General features: G+C 55.9%; 20 protein-coding genes and 2 pseudogenes. 7 read left to right on the forward strand and 15 right to left on the reverse strand.

Features of this window, described 5'->3' with window-relative positions; all coding sequences use genetic code 11:
- Positions 1 to 2: 2 nt before the first annotated feature.
- The 3 genes from rdfA to LPA46_RS11615 all read right to left on the reverse strand — a co-directional run bounded on the left by rdfA (position 3) and on the right by LPA46_RS11615 (position 2,734).
- On the reverse strand, positions 3 to 755 hold the full coding sequence (gene rdfA / locus LPA46_RS11605) for a rod-determining factor RdfA (protein WP_230889888.1): 753 nt from the start codon (positions 753 to 755) through the stop codon (positions 3 to 5).
- 79 nt (positions 756 to 834) lie between these two features.
- Positions 835 to 2,178: an APC family permease gene (locus LPA46_RS11610; RefSeq protein ID WP_230889889.1), complete on the reverse strand. Its 1,344-nt coding sequence runs from the start codon at positions 2,176 to 2,178 to the stop codon at positions 835 to 837.
- 403 nt (positions 2,179 to 2,581) lie between these two features.
- A complete protein-coding gene (locus LPA46_RS11615) occupies positions 2,582 to 2,734 on the reverse strand; it encodes a hypothetical protein (RefSeq protein WP_230889890.1) in 153 nt (50 codons plus the stop codon).
- Here LPA46_RS11615 and LPA46_RS11620 point away from each other — a divergent pair.
- Positions 2,720 to 3,133: a transporter associated domain-containing protein gene (locus LPA46_RS11620; RefSeq protein ID WP_230889891.1), complete on the forward strand. Its 414-nt coding sequence runs from the start codon at positions 2,720 to 2,722 to the stop codon at positions 3,131 to 3,133. The two genes, LPA46_RS11615 and LPA46_RS11620, sit on opposite strands and share 15 nt — an antisense overlap.
- Positions 3,134 to 3,183: 50 nt before the next feature.
- Positions 3,184 to 3,507: a hypothetical protein gene (locus tag LPA46_RS11625; RefSeq protein WP_230892630.1), complete on the forward strand. Its 324-nt coding sequence runs from the start codon at positions 3,184 to 3,186 to the stop codon at positions 3,505 to 3,507.
- A 1-nt stretch (position 3,508) separates the two neighbouring features.
- On the opposite strand, the gene LPA46_RS11630 is transcribed toward LPA46_RS11625, so the two are convergent.
- The 5 genes and pseudogenes from LPA46_RS11630 to LPA46_RS11645 all read right to left on the reverse strand — a co-directional run bounded on the left by LPA46_RS11630 (position 3,509) and on the right by LPA46_RS11645 (position 8,962).
- Positions 3,509 to 4,726, reverse strand: a complete 1,218-nt coding sequence (locus tag LPA46_RS11630; RefSeq protein ID WP_230889893.1) for an inorganic phosphate transporter — start codon at positions 4,724 to 4,726, stop codon at positions 3,509 to 3,511.
- A 115-nt stretch (positions 4,727 to 4,841) separates the two neighbouring features.
- A pseudogene (locus LPA46_RS19180) lies at positions 4,842 to 5,277 on the reverse strand (RNA-guided endonuclease InsQ/TnpB family protein); the annotation flags it as partial.
- A 532-nt stretch (positions 5,278 to 5,809) separates the two neighbouring features.
- A complete protein-coding gene (locus LPA46_RS11635; protein ID WP_230892631.1) occupies positions 5,810 to 6,235 on the reverse strand; it encodes a hypothetical protein in 426 nt (141 codons plus the stop codon).
- A 2-nt stretch (positions 6,236 to 6,237) separates the two neighbouring features.
- A complete protein-coding gene (locus LPA46_RS11640) occupies positions 6,238 to 7,098 on the reverse strand; it encodes a ParA family protein (RefSeq protein WP_230892632.1) in 861 nt (286 codons plus the stop codon).
- Positions 7,099 to 7,657: 559 nt separating this feature from the next.
- Positions 7,658 to 8,962, reverse strand: coding sequence for an RNA-guided endonuclease InsQ/TnpB family protein (locus tag LPA46_RS11645; RefSeq protein WP_230892633.1), 1,305 nt, complete (start codon positions 8,960 to 8,962; stop codon positions 7,658 to 7,660).
- A 43-nt stretch (positions 8,963 to 9,005) separates the two neighbouring features.
- Between LPA46_RS11645 and tnpA the strand changes: the two genes are divergently transcribed.
- Complete coding sequence (gene tnpA / locus LPA46_RS11650; RefSeq protein ID WP_230892634.1) at positions 9,006 to 9,464, forward strand: IS200/IS605 family transposase; 459 nt, start codon at positions 9,006 to 9,008, stop codon at positions 9,462 to 9,464.
- 334 nt (positions 9,465 to 9,798) lie between these two features.
- On the opposite strand, the pseudogene LPA46_RS11655 reads toward tnpA, so the two are convergent.
- Positions 9,799 to 10,461 (reverse strand): annotated as a pseudogene (locus LPA46_RS11655) (RNA-guided endonuclease InsQ/TnpB family protein); the annotation flags it as partial.
- A gap of 41 nt (positions 10,462 to 10,502) precedes the next feature.
- Between LPA46_RS11655 and LPA46_RS11660 the strand changes: the two are divergent.
- Positions 10,503 to 11,072 (forward strand): hypothetical protein, encoded by a 570-nt coding sequence (locus LPA46_RS11660; protein ID WP_230892636.1) that lies wholly within the window; start codon positions 10,503 to 10,505, stop codon positions 11,070 to 11,072.
- A 257-nt stretch (positions 11,073 to 11,329) separates the two neighbouring features.
- On the opposite strand, the gene LPA46_RS11665 is transcribed toward LPA46_RS11660, so the two are convergent.
- Positions 11,330 to 12,244, reverse strand: coding sequence for a hypothetical protein (locus LPA46_RS11665; RefSeq protein WP_230892637.1), 915 nt, complete (start codon positions 12,242 to 12,244; stop codon positions 11,330 to 11,332).
- Between the two features lie 652 nt (positions 12,245 to 12,896).
- On the opposite strand from LPA46_RS11665, the gene LPA46_RS11670 reads away from it, so the two are divergent.
- Positions 12,897 to 13,178, forward strand: a complete 282-nt coding sequence (locus tag LPA46_RS11670) for a PadR family transcriptional regulator (RefSeq protein WP_230892638.1) — start codon at positions 12,897 to 12,899, stop codon at positions 13,176 to 13,178.
- Between the two features lie 89 nt (positions 13,179 to 13,267).
- On the opposite strand, the gene LPA46_RS11675 is transcribed toward LPA46_RS11670, so the two are convergent.
- Positions 13,268 to 13,828: a TATA-box-binding protein gene (locus tag LPA46_RS11675; RefSeq protein WP_136361163.1), complete on the reverse strand. Its 561-nt coding sequence runs from the start codon at positions 13,826 to 13,828 to the stop codon at positions 13,268 to 13,270.
- 333 nt (positions 13,829 to 14,161) lie between these two features.
- Between LPA46_RS11675 and LPA46_RS11680 the strand changes: the two genes are divergently transcribed.
- Positions 14,162 to 15,148, forward strand: coding sequence for a hypothetical protein (locus tag LPA46_RS11680; protein ID WP_230892639.1), 987 nt, complete (start codon positions 14,162 to 14,164; stop codon positions 15,146 to 15,148).
- A gap of 3,244 nt (positions 15,149 to 18,392) precedes the next feature.
- Here LPA46_RS11680 and LPA46_RS19185 read toward each other — a convergent pair.
- Together LPA46_RS19185 and LPA46_RS11685 are read right to left on the reverse strand one after the other, a co-directional pair.
- Positions 18,393 to 18,545, reverse strand: a complete 153-nt coding sequence (locus LPA46_RS19185) for a DUF7837 family putative zinc-binding protein (protein ID WP_442908243.1) — start codon at positions 18,543 to 18,545, stop codon at positions 18,393 to 18,395.
- A 1,015-nt stretch (positions 18,546 to 19,560) separates the two neighbouring features.
- Positions 19,561 to 19,872, reverse strand: coding sequence for a MarR family transcriptional regulator (locus LPA46_RS11685; protein WP_230892640.1), 312 nt, complete (start codon positions 19,870 to 19,872; stop codon positions 19,561 to 19,563).
- Positions 19,873 to 20,820: 948 nt separating this feature from the next.
- Here LPA46_RS11685 and LPA46_RS11690 point away from each other — a divergent pair.
- The gene (locus LPA46_RS11690; RefSeq protein WP_230892641.1) at positions 20,821 to 20,967 is read left to right on the forward strand and encodes a DUF7563 family protein; all 147 of its coding nucleotides are present in this window, start codon (positions 20,821 to 20,823) and stop codon (positions 20,965 to 20,967) included.
- Between the two features lie 95 nt (positions 20,968 to 21,062).
- Here the strand turns inward: LPA46_RS11690 and LPA46_RS11695 are convergent, their stop codons facing one another.
- Positions 21,063 to 21,278 (reverse strand): ArsR family transcriptional regulator, encoded by a 216-nt coding sequence (locus tag LPA46_RS11695; RefSeq protein ID WP_230892642.1) that lies wholly within the window; start codon positions 21,276 to 21,278, stop codon positions 21,063 to 21,065.
- Positions 21,279 to 21,948: 670 nt separating this feature from the next.
- Entirely contained in the window at positions 21,949 to 22,656 is a 708-nt protein-coding gene (locus LPA46_RS11700) for a hypothetical protein (protein WP_230892643.1), read from the reverse strand.
- Positions 22,657 to 22,680 lie beyond the last annotated feature (24 nt).

Below are 22,680 nucleotides of genomic sequence, written 5' to 3' on the forward strand. Positions count from 1 at the left end.
ACTTAGAGAGCGGCAATCGTGGCGGCTTCGAGGAGGAACGGTTCACCGAAGAAAGCAGTCTGGACTGCATCGACAACCACGTACGGAAGGGCGATAGCGGACGACTGGTTGCCAACGCGTTCGAGCACCGGGTCCTCGGACTCGGTCTCGGCGTGCGTCTCACAAACGTAGCCCCGTTCGACGGCATCCTCGAACGGCACCCGGACTGAACAGTCTGGGCAACTTAGTTTGACTTGCACATCCACCTGTGCGCGATCCGCGTCCCGAAGTCGGCCCTTCGATGTAAGCGACGACAGGACCGATCGGGCTTTTTCTGCGGCCCGTTCTCGGGTCATCTGGACGGTATTGGTTTCCCAGTCCGTTTCCGCGGGGGTCGTGTCCTTCTCGGCGTCGAGACAGCCCTTGAGGTGATGGCGCATCGTACTCCACGACACCAGCTCGTCAGCAATGTCGTCGATATCGAGCCCATCGGTCGCAAGGTCGGCGGCGAGTTCGTCACGCTGGATATCCTGGTCGCCAGTGATAATCTCGTACTCGCGGTCTAGGTGGACGTTCACCGTGCCACGATCGTGTTCGTCGTAGATTCGTTTCAGCAGTCGTTTGTTGAACCATTCAGTGAGTGCCTTGTAGCCAACGGCTGAGCGACCGTCCGAGCCGGTCCACCGCGCCACGAGATACTCATCGACCGACTCGTACCCGGCGTCGGGCACGGTCAGGGCGTGGCGTTCGATGAGGGAATCGACCTTGCATCCCATTTTTTTGTTCTACTGGGAAGGTGGGTCTGCCCGCTAATAAACGTGATTACTGGCGCGCACACCGACGGTACGAGAATTGTCACCGCCGTCTCGGCACCCAATAGACCGAGAGGACCACCGCCCAGATGACCGCTACAGTCACGAGAACGTCCGGATCAGTTCGGTGCAGGTTCCATCCAAGTGCGAGCAGTGCCGATACAGAACCAACGACACCTACCGTAGGGATGATCGTACTCACCAGCGAGTTACGCTTCGTGAACGCGAGCCAGCTCACGAGTCCAAAGATCGTCATAAACGCTCCGGAGGCGAATGAGGTGATGCTGTTCAGGTTCCCGTACAGCGTGAAAATCGACGTGAGCATGCTGATTACCACGATGGTTCGCACAGGCGGGGCGGACTCGGTCGTGGCACCGGGGGAACGGTGCGTCGGCGTGGACGCACCATATCCTGACGGGTTACGCCCACCATCCGTGGTCGCTGATTTAGTCTGTTGCTGTTCGTTGCCGGCGGTTGTCTGAGATATTTTGGCCGACAAGCGCGATGCACTGAACAGAGTCGCGTTCAGTGCGCTCGCCGTCGAGAGGACCGCGGCGATCGCGATGAGAGTGAATCCGAGATGGCCGAGGAGCGGCTCTGCCGCGATTGCCAGTGCTGTCTCGGGGTGCTCTTTAATTGTCGCGAGGGAGACGAGGTTCGTCGTGACGACGGCGACGAGTGCATAGAGTATCGTCGTTCCGACGAGCGAGATGTAGATCGCTTTGGCGACTGTCTCTGACGGGTTGCGGATGCTATCCTGGTCGAACATCAGGAGTTCCCAGCCCTCAAAGGCGACGAACGCGATGGCCGCAGCAGTAAGCGCGTTGATACTGATAGCATCAAAGCCCGATGCGATCGTGTTGTGGACGGTGCCGTAGTAGAGGCCACCCCCGGCAAACAACAGGAGAAGGACAACCTTTGCAGCGACGAGTGCATCCTCGGATTTACCGGATGCATGCGCGCCGAGGAGATTCAGACCGCCAAAGAGGACGACACCACCGACTGAAAACACGGGACGAGTCGGGATGGTGAGTACGTGCTGAACTCCAACCAGTTCAGCCAGATAGCTCCCGAACGCGAAGGCGTACATCGCCATGGTGCCCACGTAGCCGAACGTCAACAGCCATCCAACGAGCCCGGCAAGCTGGCGGCTGTCGGAGATCTCCTCGATCTGCCCGATCGGGCTACGTAGCTCCGAACACAGGGTGTTCAGGCGAACGAACGAATAGCCCGCACACAGGGCGATCAGGCCGGATAGCGTAAACGCGATCCACGCTGCGGTTCCTGCCCCGGCGGCAACGACACCCAGAACCGCGAAAATACCGCCCCCGACCATTCCACCGACAGCGATAGAAACTGCTTCGGGAAGACCGATTTTCTCACTCATGATCAGCAAGCCGGGGAGCAAGCTCGGTCATCCTGTGTCTCATACAGGTGCCCTACGAACAGATGCTATAAAAATACGGTTACCGGGGGATCGACAGTGACGAAGAAGAGAATCCGCCGTAGGCCAGGGCGGGGTTAGTTCAGTGAGTGCCAACGACGCTAACTCTGAGATAGAAGATATGATATAAAACAACGTCGATGAACAATAGATACAACAGACCACCAATGAGAAACGGGAGCGGATTCATATCTGTCTCTCCCGCTGACCAAGCCCGAGCGTAGAGTATCCCGCCACCGACGAGTGCTAATACCGTCGATAACGCGTTCAGAAATCCCGTCGTTCCCCACGTTAGGGAGAGGTTCCACGATGTGAACAGAATTTCGAGCGTCACCGGAACAGTACTCTAAAAGGCCATTACGCCCGTTATATTACCGATCGCGAGCGTATCTTTATCCCGCGAAATCCAGATGATACTGTTGAACTTCTCGGGTAGCTCCGTCGCCAGAGGGGCAATCAGCAATGCAAGCACAGCCGTCGGAAAATGCAGTACTTCCACCGAAAAATACCGAACCTCGGTAACGAAGAGTTGTGCATCCCCAAGATCGATGAATGGGGCGCGTTCGAAGGGCTAGTGACGGTGGTGGACGTCGTCGAGGAGATCGTCGGAGACATTCTTGATCAGTTCGACCTCAATGAATCCAATCCCTCAATCGGGCGGCTCGATACCGGTGGGTACACAATCGACGGGAACGTCCCATTAACAGCGGTGAACGAGGCGCTAAACACGTCCTTCGAGAGTGCAAACTTCGATACGCTTGGTGGATTCGTGTTGAGTCGATTGGGGCGTGCTCCTGAACCCGACGATACCCTCGAGGAAGGAGACCATCAATTGCACGTGGATGAGGTCGATGGAGGAGGATTTCAACCGTCACTGCGTCCATCGAGAAATGGGTAGCTTCGATAGATGTTCGTGGCCTTTACTGAGTTCAAGAACAGACATCCACTATGGACCTTCAGGTTGCCGGGCTGGAGGATCTACATAACCGAGTAGGGACGGCACTCGATAGAATCGGCGAATTACAGGCCGGAACGCGAGTCCAGTCGGATGCATTCTTCTCACACCCGTTTATGGAGGACCACACAGAGTTCGAGTCGTTCACTGCCTTCTGCGAGCAGAGTCCCTGGGTGCTCGACAACAGAAGTGACATTCAGAACGTTCCTCGCGAGCAACTCAACGACTACGTCGCCGCCACAACCGACTTCGAATCGTGGGAGGGAATGAAAACACAGGCCGCAGAAGAGGAGATAATTGATCAGATTATCTCGTAGGCTATCCAATTCCAAGAAGCGCGTTCAAGAGGTGATAGAGCGTATAGCTAATGAGACCTGCTCCGAACATCGAGCCGACCCACGAGCCGACCGTGTAACCCACCTTCCGAGGCGAGACACCATTTCCACTTGACGATTCCGCTGCGAGACCGCTTCCAACGATGCTCGCGATCATTACTTTATTGAACGAAATTGGGATGCCGAAGACGATTGCAAGCTGCGCTATTAGGAATGCCGGGATGAGCGCCGCGATAGATCGTCTCGGTCCTAACGAGGCGTACTCGTTCGAGACAGCTTGGACGAGTCGCGGCCCCCGAATCCACGCGCCCAAGAGAATCCCCCCACCTCCGAGGGCGAGCAGATAGATCGAAGGAAGCCGGAGTTCCGATTCAAAGATCGTTTCGAGGGGCCCGGTTGCCAGTCCGACCTGCGTACCACCGCTCGTGAACACGACGATGAGCCCCAGGGCAATGAGGAATTGATTGATGCCTGCGGTTTCGTCCCGTTGGAGGAGCGCCCGGGTAACAAGAAGCGCGACGAGACCGCCGATCACGCTCACGAGGACCATCCCAAGCGTGTACGTCCCGCCGATCGTCATTGGCAGAAGTTGCGACTGCGTCGCAATGTATCGTGCGGCTGACCCCTGGCTGCCGGATGCCGTTGGAATAATCGTGAGCTGGATATTAGCGAGTGCATACCCGACCGCTCCGCCGAGAAGCGGAATTCCTACGGTTTCGGGTACGGATTCGCTTCGAAGGCCACGTGCGAGCCCGTATGCGAGAACGCCTTCGACAACTGGAATCGCAAACCAGAACCCGAGAATGACGACGTACTCATGGTAAGCAAAGCCGCCGCCTAATGCAATTCCGGCGCCGATCATCGCTCCGGTAACGGTGAACGCGGACGGAATCGGATAACCGTATGAGTTCCCGATCGTGATGAGCGTCGCCGCTGTAAGTAGGGCAGCCGCCGCTGCAAGCGGCGTAATCGTGACACCAGTAATGAGATCCTTTCCGATCGTCTCGGAAATGCTCCCCCCTTGGAGGATCGCACCTAGACCAGCGACGATCCCAACCAGCAGTGCAGCCCGGAGGACGGAGAGTGCGTTTGCACCGACGGCTGGAGCGACGGGGGCGGAGTTACTATTGGCCCCGACTGTGAACGACATAAACAGGGCCGCTATGAGAGCGATACTCAGCACCAAGAGTACTGAAGCCATTAATGAAATCTACCTCGTAATCGTTGTCTGATTAAACCTGTATTCGGAAGGCTGCGCTCGAAACCGAGTCAAAATCGGGGTATGAATTGGATGAAAGCTTCGGTTTTAACCATATATGCGCCTGCTGCACTGATGTTCGATGTAAGTTATACGAATAGTCAGTATCGTCGGTGAACATACCGTTTTGCTTCCACGTCACGGTCGAACGCAGGTGTTCTTCGCGAACGCGGCGGCCCTGTTGGTCGTAGTAGTTTTCTTTACGATAGCCGGGCGGATTGTCCCTGTCGTTATCACGGGAATACCACGAGTTGAAGCTTCAGCGGGTTCCCCTAGAACCCGCTGACTGGACTGACTGTACAGCCCCTCGTACTTTGGATGTGTCTTCAACTCCTTATGGTCGGGACCTTCCCGGTGTCCTCCCAGACTTGCTGGGAGTGGTAGTTAGCGACGTTCCAGAGCTTGCTGGCCGACCATCCGTGCCGGTGAAGCGGCTCCGCCACCTGTGAGTGGTTGCAGATTTTCGCTCGATGGGTGCAGTGGACTTCCAGCATCGTGAAACGCCCGCATAATCGCTTATACGTATGTATCTTGTAATACTGGGTTTGAGAACGGTGGAATATCCGGCCCCGTCGGAGTCGGTGGAACAGGGGACTGAGTGACGGCGCGTATCCACGGCCTGAAGGCCGTGGTACTGCGCCTGCTCAGCGTATAATCTTAACCTTAGTATTCGCGTCCGATTTCGAGTTTTCTCATGGCCTTCTCGAATTCTTCGTCGTATCGCCGCGCGGGATCTCGGAGGTGGTCGCGAATCGACTCGGTCACGTTGACGGCTCGTCTTTGAGCTGCGAAGCAGTCACTAACGGCAGCAAGTAGTTCGACAGCCCTGCTTTCAGCCCGCCTTTCCTCAGGAGAAGCGTCGCAAAAGTCCTGCCAGAACAGTAAGACGAGCAAATCTTCTGCATCAGCACGCGATAACCGCTTGAAACGAAGTAGCGTACACTCTATCCTACGTCATAGAATCCAAACGCTTCTTCAGCCGCGTATTTTGGTTACTGAATTCGGTTACAGGTTACGTATACTGTTTCAGTAACCGCCAGTCTGATCTAGGGCCTTCTGCTGTTCAGCTTCTGTTGCATCCTCCCGCACTTCTGGGAGCGCCTCACGGAGCCCGACGCGCATCAGTAGCCGAGCGAGGTCACTCTGCGAGACACCATCCTCCGTGTCGATATCTTCGTCAAGAACGGCGCCAAGTTTCTTGGCTGTCTCGCCAAGCTGTCCAACATCGTTGAGGCCGACGAGGAGTGCCTTCAGTTGCGCGTCGCGAAAGTTGATGTTTTCCGGTGATTCGCCGTCCTCGATGGCGACGAGAGCGTCCTTAATTGCGGCGACGCGGTCGGCAGCGGCGTCTTGGTCGTCTTCGGTGCTGGTTGCCTGTGAGGTGTGGCGCTTCTGCTCTTTCGCTGCTTGGAGCGCTTCCTCGGCGTCGACGTTGGATTGCTGGTCGGACATGGTTACTGGATTTCGAGGTGATCGAGCAGGGTGGTGGTGTTCGTTCGGTACGCTTCGCGAGCGCGCTTGCCCGTTTGGTACAGCTCGTCGTCGTCTGCTGCGAACAGCGTTCGGCCCTCAGCCTGGAGGTTCCCAATGTTCTGGCTGTCTGCGACCGGGTCGCCGGCGACGTCGGGGTAGGTCTCCTCAAGGTCGTCGACAAACTCGCCGGACTGCTTCGTTGCTCCGGAGATCATCGTTGGGATGACCATCGAGAGGTGTGGGTGGACGTCGTGGGCGTCAAGGACGTCCCCGAGATCCTCACGGATCGCTTCGAGGTCGTCGCGAAGGCTGTCGAGTTGGTCGCGCTCGAACGCACCCGGACAAAGCGGTGTGACGACGTGTTCGGCAGCGAAGATGCCGTTAAGCGCGATGTTGTCTTCTTTGCCGGGCAAGTCCAGGATGACGAGGTCGTAGCGGTCTGCGAGCTGTTCGCTGATGAACGAGTCGAGTTTCAGATAGCGTTGCTCGACAGGGACAGAGGCAAGGTTATTGTCGGCGCCGCTAATGCCAGTGTCCGCGGGAATCAGGTCCGGGCCTTCACCAGTAGCGTAGACCATGCGATCGACGATGTCCGGGATGTTATCGACGATGAACTCCCAGTCGTCGCCAAAGACTGCGGAGATCGGTGCGTCAGGGTCTTCGACATCGTCGACGATGCCGAACTGTGTGGCGAGGTCGTTCTGGGTGCCGGCGAGGTCCAAGAGAACGACATCGAGGTCGTGGTCGGTGGCAGCAGCTGTAGCGACATGGGCTGCGGAGGTTGTTTTTCCGACGCCTCCTTTTTGGACGTAGAAGGCGGCGCGTGCTGTATCACGATTCACGGTTACAGTAACCGTAACCACGTTACATAAAGCTACGTCAGACGCTCAGTATCCGCCGCCGACCACGAAGCGACGGTGACGCCGCCTGGTGGAAGAATGCCGGCACCTTTGAAGCGATTGTAGGCGAGGGGCGCAGCCGAGAACGCCTATCAGAGTAACGTGGCGCAGCTATTGATGCGTGTCAGGCTGCGTACGGCCCTCTCCTCGATTCTCGAGGATGCACGAAAGGTCGAGGCGAAGAAAGCGGTCAAACAGACAAACGGCCCCCGAATGTAACCAGTAACCGTAACCAGTAACCGTATTGCGTGATTGTTGGTTCAGTGGTTACAGGGACGGGAAACAGAACCCCCAATAAAGCAGCGGCGCGCTGAGTCGGTCGCAAGCCGCGTGAACTGCTGGTATCGAAGCTAGATGGACGGCAGCGAACCTGACGAGTTCAATCGTTCGCTTCGGTCGGTTGCAGAGTATGCCCGGCGCCAAGGCTACGACGAGCTGACGTTGCGACTATTGGAGATGTAAACAGCCTCGAGCGCGGTGGCCCGAGGCTTTTGTAATTCCCTCAGCCGTGCGCTAGCACTCCCTGTTCCGCGAGGGAACGGGATGAGGTTGGGCGGCTTACACGCTCCGACCCGGACAGACGCACCAACCGCACCTGCGGCTGGGTTTTGTGAGTCCGGTAATTCGATTCGTTACCGTCGAGTTTCGCCGTCTCGCGCCACGCGATATTCACTGACGCATTCCGGTCAGCGTGATCCTGCACCACGCCACACTCGTCGTTCGGACACCGGAACCGCCGCCCCTGCCGATCCCCACGCTCACCACAGCACGAACACGTCTTCGAGTTGTAGTACGCATCCACCGTATCTGTCGGAAGTTCCCGCCACGTCGCCTTGTACGAGACAAATTTCTCGAACTTGTGGAACGGCAGTTTGTGCAACCGGCGGTTCATATACGTCCCGTACTTGATTTCCTCGCGGATCCCCTCCATGTCCTCGAACACGATAACCGGATCCGAGAACTGTGCTGCGAACTCCACGACAGCACGGGAAAGCCGATGCAACACCCACTCGGTAAATCGATCTTCCTTGTCACCGAGTCTGTGGTGGATGCTCGTCTTCCCGTGTTCCTGACAGCGTTTCGTGATCGTGTGGTAGCGTTGGCGTTCCTGCTTGACTCGCCCATAATCGAGGACGAGTGTGCCCTTCGTCCGCATCGTCTCACGGTCGAGGGCAGTGAGAGCCACGTTGCGCTCGTTGATGTCCACGCCGACCACTGTCTCGGCGGTGTTGGGTTCGGGCACGTCGAACTCGCGTGTGACCGTGACGTGTAGGGAGTACACGCCATCGCGGTACAGGAGTTCGGCCTGCCCCACATCCACCTCATCCGACGTGAGAGCGTCACGAAGTTCGTCCATCGCGTCCGGCTCACCGCGCAGGTAGCCTCTCACCTTCTTGTAGGGTTTCGGGCTGATTCGGAACTGGACGCGGTCTGTGTCGTCGTCAACGGTGAGGCGATAGCCTTCCGTATGCGCCATCACGAGCGGATACGCACCGGTCTTGTCGGTACTGGGAGGGGTCGGTTTCCCTCCATCTGGATTGTCTTGGTTCTCCCACCACTCTTTGAGTGATTGGTAGGAGTCCCACGTCTGGAGAGCTTTGCCGACAACCGCGCACTTGTTGTTGCGAAGGAAGTCGTCGCGGTCAACCTCCCGCTGGATCTCGGTACGCGTGTACCCGTGTTGTGTGAGGCGGATGGTGTCGTTGAAAATTTCGCGTGCGGCGAGGCGGGCGTCGTGAAGCCACGACCGTTCACCAGACGCTACGTGAAGGCGCGTCTGAATCGTTTTCGTGGCTTCCTCACCCATACGTTGACAATCGTTCCAGCCTATCATAAATGAAGGGATCAGGATGGAAGAGTACCGTAGTCATACACATTCGGTTAGTTCCTGCAAGTATCACTTCGTCTGGTGCCCGAAGTCACGCAAATCGAAGATTTGCGTACCTCGCGGGATCGGAAATCCCGCTCAGTATCGCCACCCGGTTCTGGATGTAGTGGAGGCCGATGTGCGAGAGTTGTTTGGTGAGACTGCCGACCACTTCGGACACGAGATTCTGGCGTTGGAGATCGCGGACGACCACGTACACCTGTTCGTGCAGACAGACCCGAAGCACAGTCCAGCAGACATCGCTCGACAATTCAAGTCGTATTCGGGTAAGCACTTGCTGGAACGGTATCCCGAAATTCGAGAGTCGTATTTCTGGGGTGGTGGATTCTGGAAGGTTGGGTACTACGTGGGAACGACGGGAGCGGTGTCGGAAGAAGTGGTTGAACGGTATATCGAAGAGACGGAACACGCGCCGGAGTGACGCGCTTCACCCCCGCCCACGGTGGGGCGGGGAACTCGCGCTGCTTTTCGTTTAGAATCAGGTGGGATTGCTGCACCCACGTCCGTCTTCAACGCCCGTTGGCTTGTGCCTCAGGACTTGCGGGTCATGGTCATACAGCCTCCACGCGGCACCTTCCGCGCTCACCTAGTAACACACTCCCGTGTTCATATAGAGTTTTTGTGGAAATCGCTTGTTGTAACCAGTAACCGTAACCAGTAACCAGACTGGGGCCTCTGCATTCGTAGCATGGATTTGAGAACACAATTGACATCCTCCTCCGCCTGAAGGCGGAGGAATCCAGAGCGTTGGGATATTAGGGTTTGTAGTCTCCCTGTTCTCTCGGTGTGAACCGGCCGCTCTCGCGGTCGAACAGGAGGACTCCGGGCTGTGCCAACCAGCCGTTACTCATATCCCTGGTTGGGGGACTCTGAGTTATCTTTTGTCGGATGTTCACTGCGCCGTTCACGTCCGCGTTCATCGTCGTCTCGCACGATGAACAGACGTACAGTCCACGCTCCACACGGTTCGCATCTCGAATCTGCCCGCAACACGAACACGTCTTCGACGTGTTCTCCTCGTCCACACGGTCAACGAGGATACCGTGTTCCTCAGCCTTGTATTCGAGAAGGCGAGCGAATCGGTCGAACTCCCAGCCGTGGAGTTTCTTGTTCCCCGACGCACCCCAGTTCCGCGAGTCGCCGTTCTTGTCTTCGCGGATGTCGCTGAGGTCGCCAACCGCTATCTTCGCCACGCCTGCTTCGACACACCGCTGAACGATGTGCTTGCTGAGAGTGTGAAGGAAGTGGTCTTTGCGTCGGGAGAGTTTCCGACGAGCCTTCAACGCCCGATTCGACGGCCCGTTCTCGCCTTCAGTCTGGTACTCCTCACGAGTGAAGTAGTGCTTGTCCTCTTTGAGCGTGTTCCCCGGATACAACTCTGAAGGGCCATCTTCGTAGTCGATGGCAAGGTAGTTGCTATCGTTGCAGCAATCGTTGGGTCAATTGTTGGCCGGTTGTAATGAGCCTCCGAGAACACCTCACCCTCAATCGGGAAGAAAAGAGGGTAGATGAAGAGATCCTCAACGTCATCCGCGAGAGCGATGCTGGGTTCGTCGGAACAACGGAGGTAAGCGATAATCCAAGCGTTGATCGGGAGGAGGACACTGTTCGGAACCGCCTCTGGGGTCTTGAGGAAGAGGGGCGTGTACATGTAAAACGAATCGGGAATGATGGGAACCTTGCTTGGTACCTATCAGAAGATGAGCGGCAAGACCCCGTGAACCCTGATATTTACTGGGCTGCACGCATCTGCGAGGAAGGGCGGGGCGTCGGAACTGTCGTACTGCGAATTGGCGTATTATGCGCACTTACCGGTTTCCTGCTAATGATGCTCGCACTGACTGCAGATATCGCGGGGATCCAATTAGAGATTGTGAGCGCCGTTGGAGCGGCGTATCTCGGCTATATTGTTGCAGGAGCAGGTGCGGTGAACGTCTTCGTCGGTGGCGGAATCAAATGGGGAGTTTCCATCATGGAGAACGTCATCGAGCGGCGTGCCGAGGTGAATATGGACACGAGTTCAGGATGACCACGGTGGCTGAATATTCCTATACCGGTTTTAGGAACAGTAAATGGAGATTTCTCTACGGGGCGACTGTTCTCGGCTGTTTCCTCGCGTAGGGAGTCAGTGGAACTCGAAAACTGTGATATCGATTGTGACGTCTCGCTTAGCGTAAGCTACAGCGAAGGCTAGGAGAACGAACAGCGAGAACAGACCGAACACGAGAGCCGTCGCTGGTAATGTCGTGAGTGCTTGCAGAATCATGGTGTATGCTCCGTTATCCGTCAGGCGGAGTGCTGGTCGATTTCCTCTTGTAGTTCGTCAAGCAACTCCTCGGCCCTCTCAGTACGGGTGTCTTCTGAGGAGTTACCCTCCGAGTCGAGGCTGCTCGGCTCCTCCTCGTCTTCCTCGGCTTCTTGGTCTATTTCGTTCCACGGCTCCCATCGCCGCAGTTGCTCAACGAGCTCGCGGTACTCGTCAGGAACTTTCTCCTTCACGTACTCTGGTTGCGAATCCCAGTTTCGCGCGGTGTGCTCCCAGGCTTCGGGAGAGAAGCGATACCAATTCTCTCCCGAATAGGGGCGGTTTCGAGAGGAGTCAGGGAGGTTTGGGTCGCGTCCAGGAATTGTCGTCGAGAATTGCGGACCGAGGGGGACGCGTTCAATTGCATCACTGACCTTGTCGCAGAGCTTCATGAACCCGCGTTCGTTCGGAAGAACACGTTCTTTCGCGTCCTGATACTCGTCGCTATCCCGTAGGAGGTCGTCCCAGTCGGCACCGTGCTCGATACGCCGTTCATCGACGACGTGTCTAATGGTAGCGAATGCCACTTTTTCGACCGCTTTCTGGTTGCCGAACTGGTCGAGGTCTAAGTCCTCGAACGCAGAGATGGCGAGTTCCTGCTCGGTCTGTGAAACTGGGAGAGATGAACAGAGCGCCTCGACGACCCGACGACGGTCGGCATAGTGCATCCGTTCGGCGAAGCCATCCGAAAACCGGTCACGCTCCTCGTTCACCTCCTGAAGGCGTTCTTCTCGCTCGCTTCGTTCACCGTGCTTGCCAATCGAGGTCGCGTCCGGCGTCTCGTAAACCTCCTTCTCGGCATGTTTGTCGATGTACAATTCTTCCTCTGACAGAGCCCCGTCTCCTGCCTCGCTCGCGTGACCGCCGATGATGCGGGGAGATGGAGAGGGGGTCATAGAACCGTTAGTCGTTTTTGTAGCCGATGCTGATGTAGTAGTGCGCTTCATATTTCGTACTTTCTCCGTCAGGGAGGGCCGACTGCCTTTCCTGCTCTCAGCTCGCGTAGATGTGTCTCAGAAACGCGTCGAACTGAGGGGAAATCGCCACACGCGTGGCTCAGAAATTAGCTGGCGTAGAACGGCCGTCCTCCCTTCATATAGATACGTTGTAACGAGAGTTACTTAAAGGCCGAATGGCGTTGCGGTCGCCATCTGTTAACCAACAGACCACACCCCATCTCTGCCGTGTTGGTTAAGACGGAGCGCTCTTATGTAGAGCTGTGGAAAGACGGTCTGACAGGAACTAATTCTGCTATCTTCTGGCGATTTGAACGCTAACTAAGTCGCGCAGCGTGAAGCCACTACACGTAGACGGCCTCTTTCCGTGTTTCTACTCCGTAGAGCGATTACTGTTAACCAACAGAATAGTGCCTGCCAGTGAAATGTTGGTTAATTTAGGGCGATTTTCTGATTGCCGCGCCGATCACTCGATTCCGATGACCTCACCGTTCCCATCTTGGAGTCATTCTCGGATTTCGGCCCTGGGACTGCAACACCTACTAGGATATCAGAGAGGACTTATTCAACCCAGTAGAAGGCAAATAGACGGATGCATGATTTAACTGGATTCCAGCGGGACCTCTTGTATGTAATTGCTGGGCTTGAGGAACCGCATGGGCTCGCAGTCAAGGACGAACTTGAGGACTACTACGAGCAAGAAATCAATCATGGGCGGCTCTATCCGAATCTCGACGACCTCGTCGACAAAGGCCTCGTAGAGAAAGGACAGCTCGACAAGCGCACAAACTCCTATACGCTCACCCGGCGTGGCCGCCGCGAGATTACTGCACGTCGCGACTGGGAAACCCAGTACGTCGACTTCACCGAGTAACAGCCCGTTTCCAGCGTTCAGGAATGGGTGTCACTCACTCCAGCAACACTGCTCTCTTCGCGTGGTAGTCGCTTGATAGCTCCGTGGACTCACTCAAGCAGGCCGAGTTCAGTGAGGCGGTCTTCGACGTGTTTCAGTGCGGACTGTGCGTCCTCAGATTCATTTGCACCGGTAATCACGAGTTTCCCACTGCCGAAGAGGAGAACGACGACGTCGGGGTCCTCAAGGCGGTAGACGAGGCCAGGAAACTGTTCGGGTTCATACTCTATTTGCTCCAACCCCAGACCGATCGCAATCGCGTTCAAGTTCAACGATTGCTTGAGATCGGCACTGGAGACGATATTCTGCACCTCAATCGGCGGATTACTCGAGACATCGATGCCTAACTCGCGGATGTCCTCAAACACGATCTCGAGGGCTTCGTGAACGTCATCGACGCTTTTCGCGCCGGTGCAGACGACTTTCCCCGACCGGAAGATCAGCGTGGCTGACTTCGGCTCCTGGAGGCGGTAGACGATTCCAGGAAAGTCCTCGGGGTTGTACTCCGCGCCGGGAAGGTCTGTGGAGAGTTGGTCGAGGGCGAGTTCTTGGCCGATATCGCTGGATGCAACGACGTTCTCGATGTGAATCGTGTCCGCCAGAGTGCTCATACAGAGTATTTCTCGGACAACTCACTTAAATAGCGGGTGGAAATGTGTGGCGCTGGTGAGGCCCTCAACGGCTAATCGATTCGGGTATAGGCCGCTAAGTACAGATGTTCCATTCAATAACTGTTTCTACGCCAAGAATTTCGAATCTGGCTCCGTTCGTGGGACTCTCAGTGATACGGATCTGCCAGTCGTGGAGGGTGTCATAGAAGGCTTTCCACACCAGACAGGGAGCGCTCAGCACAGACGGCCTATCTACCGATCAGTAGAGATGTCTGCGCCATCTCTGATAAAATCGCCCGTGAGCTTTTGATTATTGGTGGGGTATACCACGATATGACATTCAGCGTGAGTTGGCACAACCTGCTTGAAAACGCCGAGGAACTGCCACCGGACGCAACTCTTCTCACGCCGCTCTCTCGCAAACCGTTCCGACTCACAGACGTGCAAGAACACCGTATTCTCATTGAGTATCGAGAAGATGATGGTACCGTTCCACTCCACCGCGAGCAGTTCGAGACTCTATACGATCACGTCACCGAAGGTTCGAGTGGCTTTGAACTCGACAATCTTCCCCCTGATGCCGAACCCTACGCCACTGTCCTGAGCTTGCACCCGCGGTTTGAGATTGACGACCGCGAGGGAATGCTCTCGGAAAGTGAATCCCCGACGAGTTCCCCGTTAGTCGATGCTCACGAGGTGGAGAGAGATGGAGACGACCGCGAGGAGCCCGATATTTCCGTCTACTCCGACGCACTCTTGCTTATCGATGCGCTCGAACGCAACGACCCAACTAATCTTGAATCGGTAGACACTCCTGCGTTGGTGAACCTCTATACACTACTCTCCGACGTACAGCGAAACGCGAATGATCTCCGTCAGGGTGTGCGGAGTGTGTTACTCGACCAGCTCCATCACGATCAACCTGTCTCCGGGCAGTACGGGTCTGTCCAGCGAACCTCACGCCGAAATCGGTCACTCAAAGAAGATGCGGACGTACTGGACGTACTGGAAGACGCAGGGATTGACCGTGAACGTGTGACAAGCGTAGATCCCAGCAAGGTAGATGATGCGCTTGAGGTGACGGAACTCTCAGAATCAGACGTCTATGAAATCGAGGAGAGTGAATATGTTCGGAAAGCTGAAGTCGATGAGGAAAGCAAAGAGACGCGTCTCCAAGGACTCAAAGATCGATTAGCTGCCACCGACGAGGACACCGAAGACCTACAGGAAGAAATCCAAGAATTAGAACAGCGGATAGACGACCTCACTAGCTTCGAGTCAGCGTCATCTTTCGACACCAAATCAGACGGCGAACTGTAACTGGAACTCGATCAGTACAGGCAATTTATTTCCCAGAGAGGCGTCACGAATTGCATAATGGGTCCTGATTGGTCAAATCGAATCCCCCTCCCGTCACTCAGAGCGTTCCTCGGAGTTGTTCTCGGAAGTGCTGTCGTTGGTGCGGGAGTGGCTCGATACGCACAACTAATGGATGGAAGTGGCCCGATACTGGACGTGGTATTCGTCGCTGGGTTGTGGAGTGCGGGCGGAGTGCTGGTTGTTCTCGCCGCATTGCCTGTCGCGTTGGACTACGACGTGGCGTACGCGTACGCGATTTCGTTTGGTGTGCTATTTGGAGCGGTCTCCGTGATTGGCGTCGCGTACACTGGGCAGCCCCCGTCGCAGGTAGCGAAGTTCGGGTACGCTCTGTTACTTGGGAGTGGGTCAGCGCTTGTCCCCGGCACATTGGCGGTACTTGTTGGCCTGCTCTGGAAACGACTCACCGCACAGCAAATCCGATAGCCCCAATGAACGGGGAACCTCCACTATATTCGCACACCTACTGAGCGGCTGTTTCACTCCGAATCGGCGCTGTGAAAAACCCGCCTCGATGTGGTGAGTGGCTTCGATACGTATAGCGGGTTTCGTGAACGCACCCCCCGTGTGCGAAATGGCGCGGGTTCAGACCACACACCCCCCGCTTGTAGAATGTAGAATAACTCGGACCACCCCCCGATTGTAGAATGTAGAGGAACTACTGAACGCTCACGGTAGAGGAACCATTATTTATCAAATGGACGTAGCCTTCGTATGGGCCTGAGCGTCTCCGGGTACACTCCATCACTCCTCACTCGTCCACGGATTCAGTCAGTTTGTGCAGTCGTTGTTGTCGTTGGGTCACTTCTTCCGTGGACGAGGGTTCCAGCAGGAGTCTTTAATTTCATGTATTTTCCGGGGTTGGAGTCTGGGCTTGCGGCGTATGGCCGATATACGCTCATCGCTGGCGTGGGAGCGTTTGCATTAGGCTGGCAATCGGCGGGTACTCGGAGGATTCGTATCGCTTCAATAGGGGTTGCAGGACTCGTTGTTGTGCTCAGCGCTGCTTGGATCGTCCGCATGACGAACGTTTCCGGCTTTAGCCCCGCGATAGGTACATTCTTGACCCTTCTTGGTGGAATTAGCCTCCTCACAGTAGCGTTTACCCTCGACAAGTAAGCAACCCCACCTACAGGCTGTTTCGTCGAGAATGGTGTCTGACAAATGGGATTTCAATAGAGCAGGCAAAATCAAAACAACTGATAGGGGTGTAGAATGGCCGTTATTTGGCCGGGAAAGACGCAACCCCCTGAGAAATGTATTCGACAGCTGGTGGTTGCCGGGAAGTAAAACATAACGAGGATGATATGGGTTCACAGATGAGTGTTCAACCCCCACCCCCCACTTGTAGAATGTTCCGGGGGAATCAGTGGGGGAGGGGGTTGGCGGGAAGACAGCTTGAGAACGCCGAAAACGCCAAGAATACCAAATAGAACGGGAGATAGTGCCATTCTCTCGTTAATCGTTTCTAGACAAAATGCTTAATATAAACATACGCTAACCATATCCGTAATGCAACTAACGCAGGTGTCGGCGAGGAACGTAGGCGACACCTGTCCTAGAACAGCATTTTCTTCCTATCTTCTCGATTCTTGTTGCTTGAGGCTCTCTCCGTAAGGAATCTCTCTATCTACGATCGTGTTCTGAATTTGCCCCTAGCCCCATCTCCCCCTCGAACATTCTACAAACGGGGGGTGGGTGTAATTTTTCTCGGATAGTTGAGAGAACACTCCAAACCTTACCAAGTCGTTACCACGTCTCGCACCAAGATAAAGACGGTCGCGAATAAGCTCAACCAGCCCCCAACACAAGGACCTCCCCGTAAGAGTCGGCGGAGATGACACACCTCTTTTCCCGAGAGGTACCAGTGTTCTCTGTCGTAGTCGGTAGCGGAGACCTTGTTTCCTCGGTCTACCGAACATGGGACACACCTCTTTTCCTGAGTGACGGTGAGCGAACTGACGTCGAAAACCAGCAGCCTACACGATCTTCAGTCGTGGTGGAAGACGGCCACGGTAGCGAAGTGTCTGTACCACACCCCCTCACCGTTTTTCCTGAGAGTAGCTGTTTCGGGAAGAAGCGGTTGTCGTCGATGGTCTTCCAACCACTACCGCATACAGCTACAGCACGAGGGTGTCATAGAACGATTCGCATAGAGTCTCTTTCGCCGCAACCGTGGTGAACTATCCGTTCATTAGAGCTGGTTTCGTGAACGCTCCTCCGTGTGCGAAATAGCGCAGGTTCAGACCACACACCCCCCGCTTGTAGAATGTAGAACAACCCGGACACCCCCCGCTTGCCGAATGTAGAACAACCCGGACACCCCCCGCTTGCCGAATGTAGAACAACCCGGACACCCCCCGCTTGCCGAATGTAGATGGCCTACTGAGCGCCTTCAGCCGGTACTAAATCCTGATGACGAAACGAGATTGGGAGCTCTTCGTCTGTTTCTACGTCTTGCAGAATGTACGAGTATCCATCTGTGGCTCGTCCGGTTTCCGTCCCAAGGTCGTCCGTTAGAACGTCAACAACCTCACAAACGATATCGTGATAGCGAGCGTCAGGATCGTCAGAGCCGGTGTAGATTTGCACCCGGTCACCGACCGAATATGAATCACTCGCCGGTTGCGGGATGTCCTCCATTGATTCATTTTGCATCGACAGACCCTATCAGTCCATCGTTACATCCGCATACCCACTCAGCGGCTCAAGACACAAAGAGTATTTATCGGACAATGGACGCAACTATGCAGATCGCGGGGAATGGGTATCAGGTTCAACTTCCACCGGCTGAAGACGCAGGTTTCCACGAAGGTGACCGTGCTCCTTGTCAGGCTGCGCCCGGCCTCCTCCTCATTTCAAAAGCCGGTGATACCTCTGTCGGACGTGATGCAAGCCGTCTCGCTGATGACCTCCTCACAATTCGCCGTGAGCAAGTAGTCTAAGCATTTGGCCAGAATCAACAGGCTGCAAGCTCTTCCTATATCGTGAACGGGGGAGGTTAGTTGGGACTGTTTCCATAACACGTTCGACAGGGTGCCAGCTCAGAGCCGATACCTCACTATCTCGGAACTGCCACATTCAGAGCAGTGGTCGACGTCCGCAGACTCCAAGGTCGTTCCACAGTGCCGGCATTCGACAATCGAGTCAGTCTCTGACCCACCGAACACACGGGTAAGTAGCCGGATCATGCGTTCGGATCGACAACGCCGCCACAGCCCGGGCACTCCGCCCAGTACCGTACATCGTTGCCGGTCTCGTACTCAACGAGGACATGCCAGTGGTTGATCGAGTCGCCACATCGGGGACAAACGCCGAGTTGCGGATTCTGCGAGGCCATAGATCGTGTCTCAAACGTGGGGTGGACAGCCTTCGACAGAGAAGGCTGGATCCGGGGGGCGAGCGTGTGACAGCGGGCATATCCATCCCGCTATGGGACTAGGGCGCCTGCATCCACATATAGGTCAGCCACCCGGAGTGACACGACACGCCCACGAATTGCCAAGAGCCGGCGGCCATCGCGTCTCACCGCGGTCCTAGTACACTACCCACCACAAGGCAATTCGATCGCAACAGGAAGATCTGGATCAAACCCCTTCGTACTCAATTGACATCCTCCTCCGCGTAAACGCGGAGGAATCCCGAGCGGTGGGAGTTTCAGGTGTGCAGTCCAATCACCGGACTACCAGCCCTTTCGGGTACGGGTAGTCCCACGGTATCGGACTGGTGGACTGCTGACGGTGCCAAGCCGCCGTTACCCCTATCCTCAACCGTGTACGGTGTCCCTGTGTTGTTTTGGCCACGGGGACGCCGGCAAGCGTCAACGGACTTGGGGGTATCGTCTGGTTTGCTTTGAGCAGTCGGCACGGGCACACGCTTCTAGCATGTGTGTTCACCGACTGCCCTTTCGGATACTGTCGTCCGAGAGACGACGTCTCTCGTGATCACGAAAATCAGTGATTTTCGAACGACCTCGTTACGTGGGTGGACAGGCCACCTCCGAAGGACGGTTCGGAATCCGCTCCGTCCCGACCGATTCCTACTCCTCAGTAGGCCGGCCTATCACTTAAACGTCACTGTGGGAAACTCGGGGAAAGCGTTTGAACGGCGGGCTGTTAGCACAAGTGACGGCGCGTATCCACGGCCTGAAGGCCGTGGTACTGCGCCTGTTCAGCGTATAACCCAGACCGATAGGGGTGAACCGCCTCGGAGTCAAGGCCCGACGTACTCAGCCTGACCTGCCTGTAAACCACTATTCATTCCTCGAGGACACACCGTCTTCGAAGTATCATCTCCCACCCCTACAACACCGTCTTCGAAGTATCGTTCCCAGCCCACTAGCTGGACAGTGTCCACTATAAGGAATCTACTTTCTCCTCCCAGACTTCAACAGCATAGGCATCATCGGGCGCATTATCATGTAACTTTGCGGCGGCGTCGACGGACTCAAGCTGTCGTTGAAGGTCTTCGCCGAGATCTACCGGGACGTAATAGGCTCCCTGGGACCGTTCGACGAGGTCATCTTCGGAGAGGGTGGTCATCGTGTCTGCTGCGTCCGCTTCACTCATGTCTGTGCTGGCGGCAATCTCAGGCGGCGTGAATCGTTCTCCGCGATTACGGACGAGAAAGCCCAGCGCATAGTATTCGTCAGTGTCTGGGATTACCACATACGGGTTCTCGTCATTCGAACCACCCATGAGTTCACTGCTAGGGTCACACCGAAGGCATGTGAAGTATTCCCCAATTCTGCAGTATCTACATCGCATCGAGCGGTCTCAGAAGTTACTCCCCACCCCTCGTTTGGAGTGAAAGCAGTTATATATTCTAAGACATATTTTTAGTATTCCTATAGTATTTACCCGATTACTATTGCCTGGTTACCTTGCACGGTGGAATACCGGGGGAACCCCGTGCGAAATAGAGCGCTCAAGATCGACACCACCCCACCCCTCGTTTTGAGTGAATCTGCTTATACTTCCACAGTGACTCTTATCCGGTCCGTACGCAACGAGAATATGCCGGTCGTGAATCGAGGTCCCATACTGGGGACAGTCACCGAGGCGGGAGTTCGTTGAGGGATCTGGAGTATTCGAGGCGGGCGTCGATAGCCGTCAACGTGACGGCTAGCCCACGGTGGACGTGACGTGTGACAATCGGGCGAACGCCCCACCCCCACAATCGGACTCAGGAATTCGCGCCCACATAATTGTCGGGTACGTACAGCAGAACGCTCGCCCCGCTTGAGTACCAGCTGGAGCGGATAATCAGAGAAAAGGCGCTCCGGGACGAATCAACGGTGTAACAGCTAGCTGTGTCCGTTGCGATACTGAATACCGAATCTGGGGTAGAAACTACTCGTTGGTGGTGTCGCTGCCACTGTCGGTGAAGTATCCGTGTTCGGTCTGAAAATGGTCACAGACAGCTTCGGTATCAGGCGGGAGATCATCGCCGCACTCGGTACACGTCGACATAGTTGACGGTCATGTTGAGCACACCAAAATGGATTGATGTCCGGGGAGCGAGCTCTGGCTACCGATTCTTGGGTGAGGGAGCGGGCAACGATACAGGTGGGTCGCCACAGAAAGCCTATACTAGCGGCGTCGAGTGGGCGGTGTATGCCGGAGTGCCAGAACTGTGGGAGTCACGTCACCGATGCCTATGCTCGCGTGTTCACGCCGGACGACGTGACGAGCCCACGCGCCTGCCCCAGCTGTGAGACCGTCACGCGTGATCGCAACGGCATCCGTGAGAAACGAACCTAACAACACCCAGAGGTCCACGGACAGGCTACAGCAGGAGTGTCAGAGAGCTCGTTCCAAGATGTTATTCTGGAGTTGTGACCGACAAGCCGTCGTAACTAGTCGCTATCTCGCGGGTCTGAGACGAGCTCGAATAACCGAGTGGGTTCGTGGACGAGTCGGACGTGGCCGGCTGCTTGGAGGACTTCAAGACGATTGTAGACGGTGTTACGGGAGTAGCCGGTCTCATCAACGAGGAGACCTTTGGTCGCACGGCCCTGGCTCAAGACATCGAGGATAGCTTTGTCTGCTGGCCGCAGATCGCGTTCGTCCATCAGCTTGCGTATTATGCCTGTGCGAAATCCGCGTGCAAAGTACCCATTCATACGCATAATACCACCCGAGTTAACCAAGCGGCTATGCATGTGCATACTGCACAAGTTTAAGGTCTCTCTCCTGAATACCCAAGAACACAACGGAGGCCAGTTCACAAATCAAGCACAGCAACCGCCGCAACAGGCGACCAACCGGCTATAGCGTGGAAGATAACCACACAAGCGTCTTCAGAAACACCACAACCGATGCCTCTCCAGATTGAATACAAATGCCCAAACTGCCGCAGAACTGTCGCGTGGATCTACGACGACGAGGAAGATGAAATGAGAGTGGATCTAGTGACAGGGTGCCCTGGGAATGACTGTACTCGGGTCCACGAAGCAATGGTACGACGAGTCGACGAGGAGGAGGCCACCAAAGTAAAACAACGAGGATACGTCAGGTAAGAGCGGATATCAGCGAGGCAGACATCGACGATTACACGCCTGCGAAGAGAAGATGTCCGCTCAGCACAGCGTTGTGAACAAACAACACCTCAGGAGTGGGTCTTGAGAAGGTCAGCGTGCGGCGGGGAGCTGGTACATCCACCGCCCGGCCGCGTGCTGTGTGAACGTGGTGTCACAGTCTAAACAGAGAGGACTCCCACGATGGCCGGTGTGAAGGCTATGATCACACTCCGGGCGTGGGATCGATAAACGACCAGCCTTCTGGGGGTAGTTCCTGGGAAGAAAACGCAACCCGTTCGACAGTCTGGAGGGCGGTGTCGGCGTCACTGAAGTAGGGCGCGAAGGCGTTTGGCCACCGCTCGTTGAATGCACGCTCGAAGCGCTCAGTACGGAACCGTGTCTCCGTGTAGTCTGTTTCGTGTGCCCAGTATACGCTATAGCCGGCTGCAAGGTAGTCCGCGGTCACCTTGGCAACGTCCTTGGAGTCGTTGTGGTGTTGGACTTCGACGACGACGCCGACGCCGAAAAACCGGTTTGGGTTCGTGATTGGGTCCGGGAATCGGACAATCGCGTCGGCGCGCCGTTCATCAAGGAGGCTCGGCCCCTTTGAAACATCGACGACGTATTCGAGGCCGAGGTCAGCGACATCGAAGTCTATAAATCGGGTGCGAAGTCCAGAAACAGTGAGTGATTTCAGGCGTCGGTGCCGGTCACTTTCACCGATATTCTCGGCGTCAATGCCAGAGCAGTTTCTGGATTTGGTGTTGCCACGGAGGTTCTCGATATGCATGAAGTGGCGGGCCTGTTGGTCGCCAGCACCCCGTGGCCGCATTCGGCCACCACAGGCAGGACAGTAGACTGTATCACCGCCCGGAACGTCTTCCGGGACGACGAGGCCATCCGTGCCGTCCCGATGTGCGAGAAACGGCATACCCGCAGGTTACACGGAGAACTC

Source organism: Halobacterium sp. KA-6 (assembly GCF_021029015.1).
Taxonomy (GTDB): domain Archaea; phylum Halobacteriota; class Halobacteria; order Halobacteriales; family Halobacteriaceae; genus Halobacterium.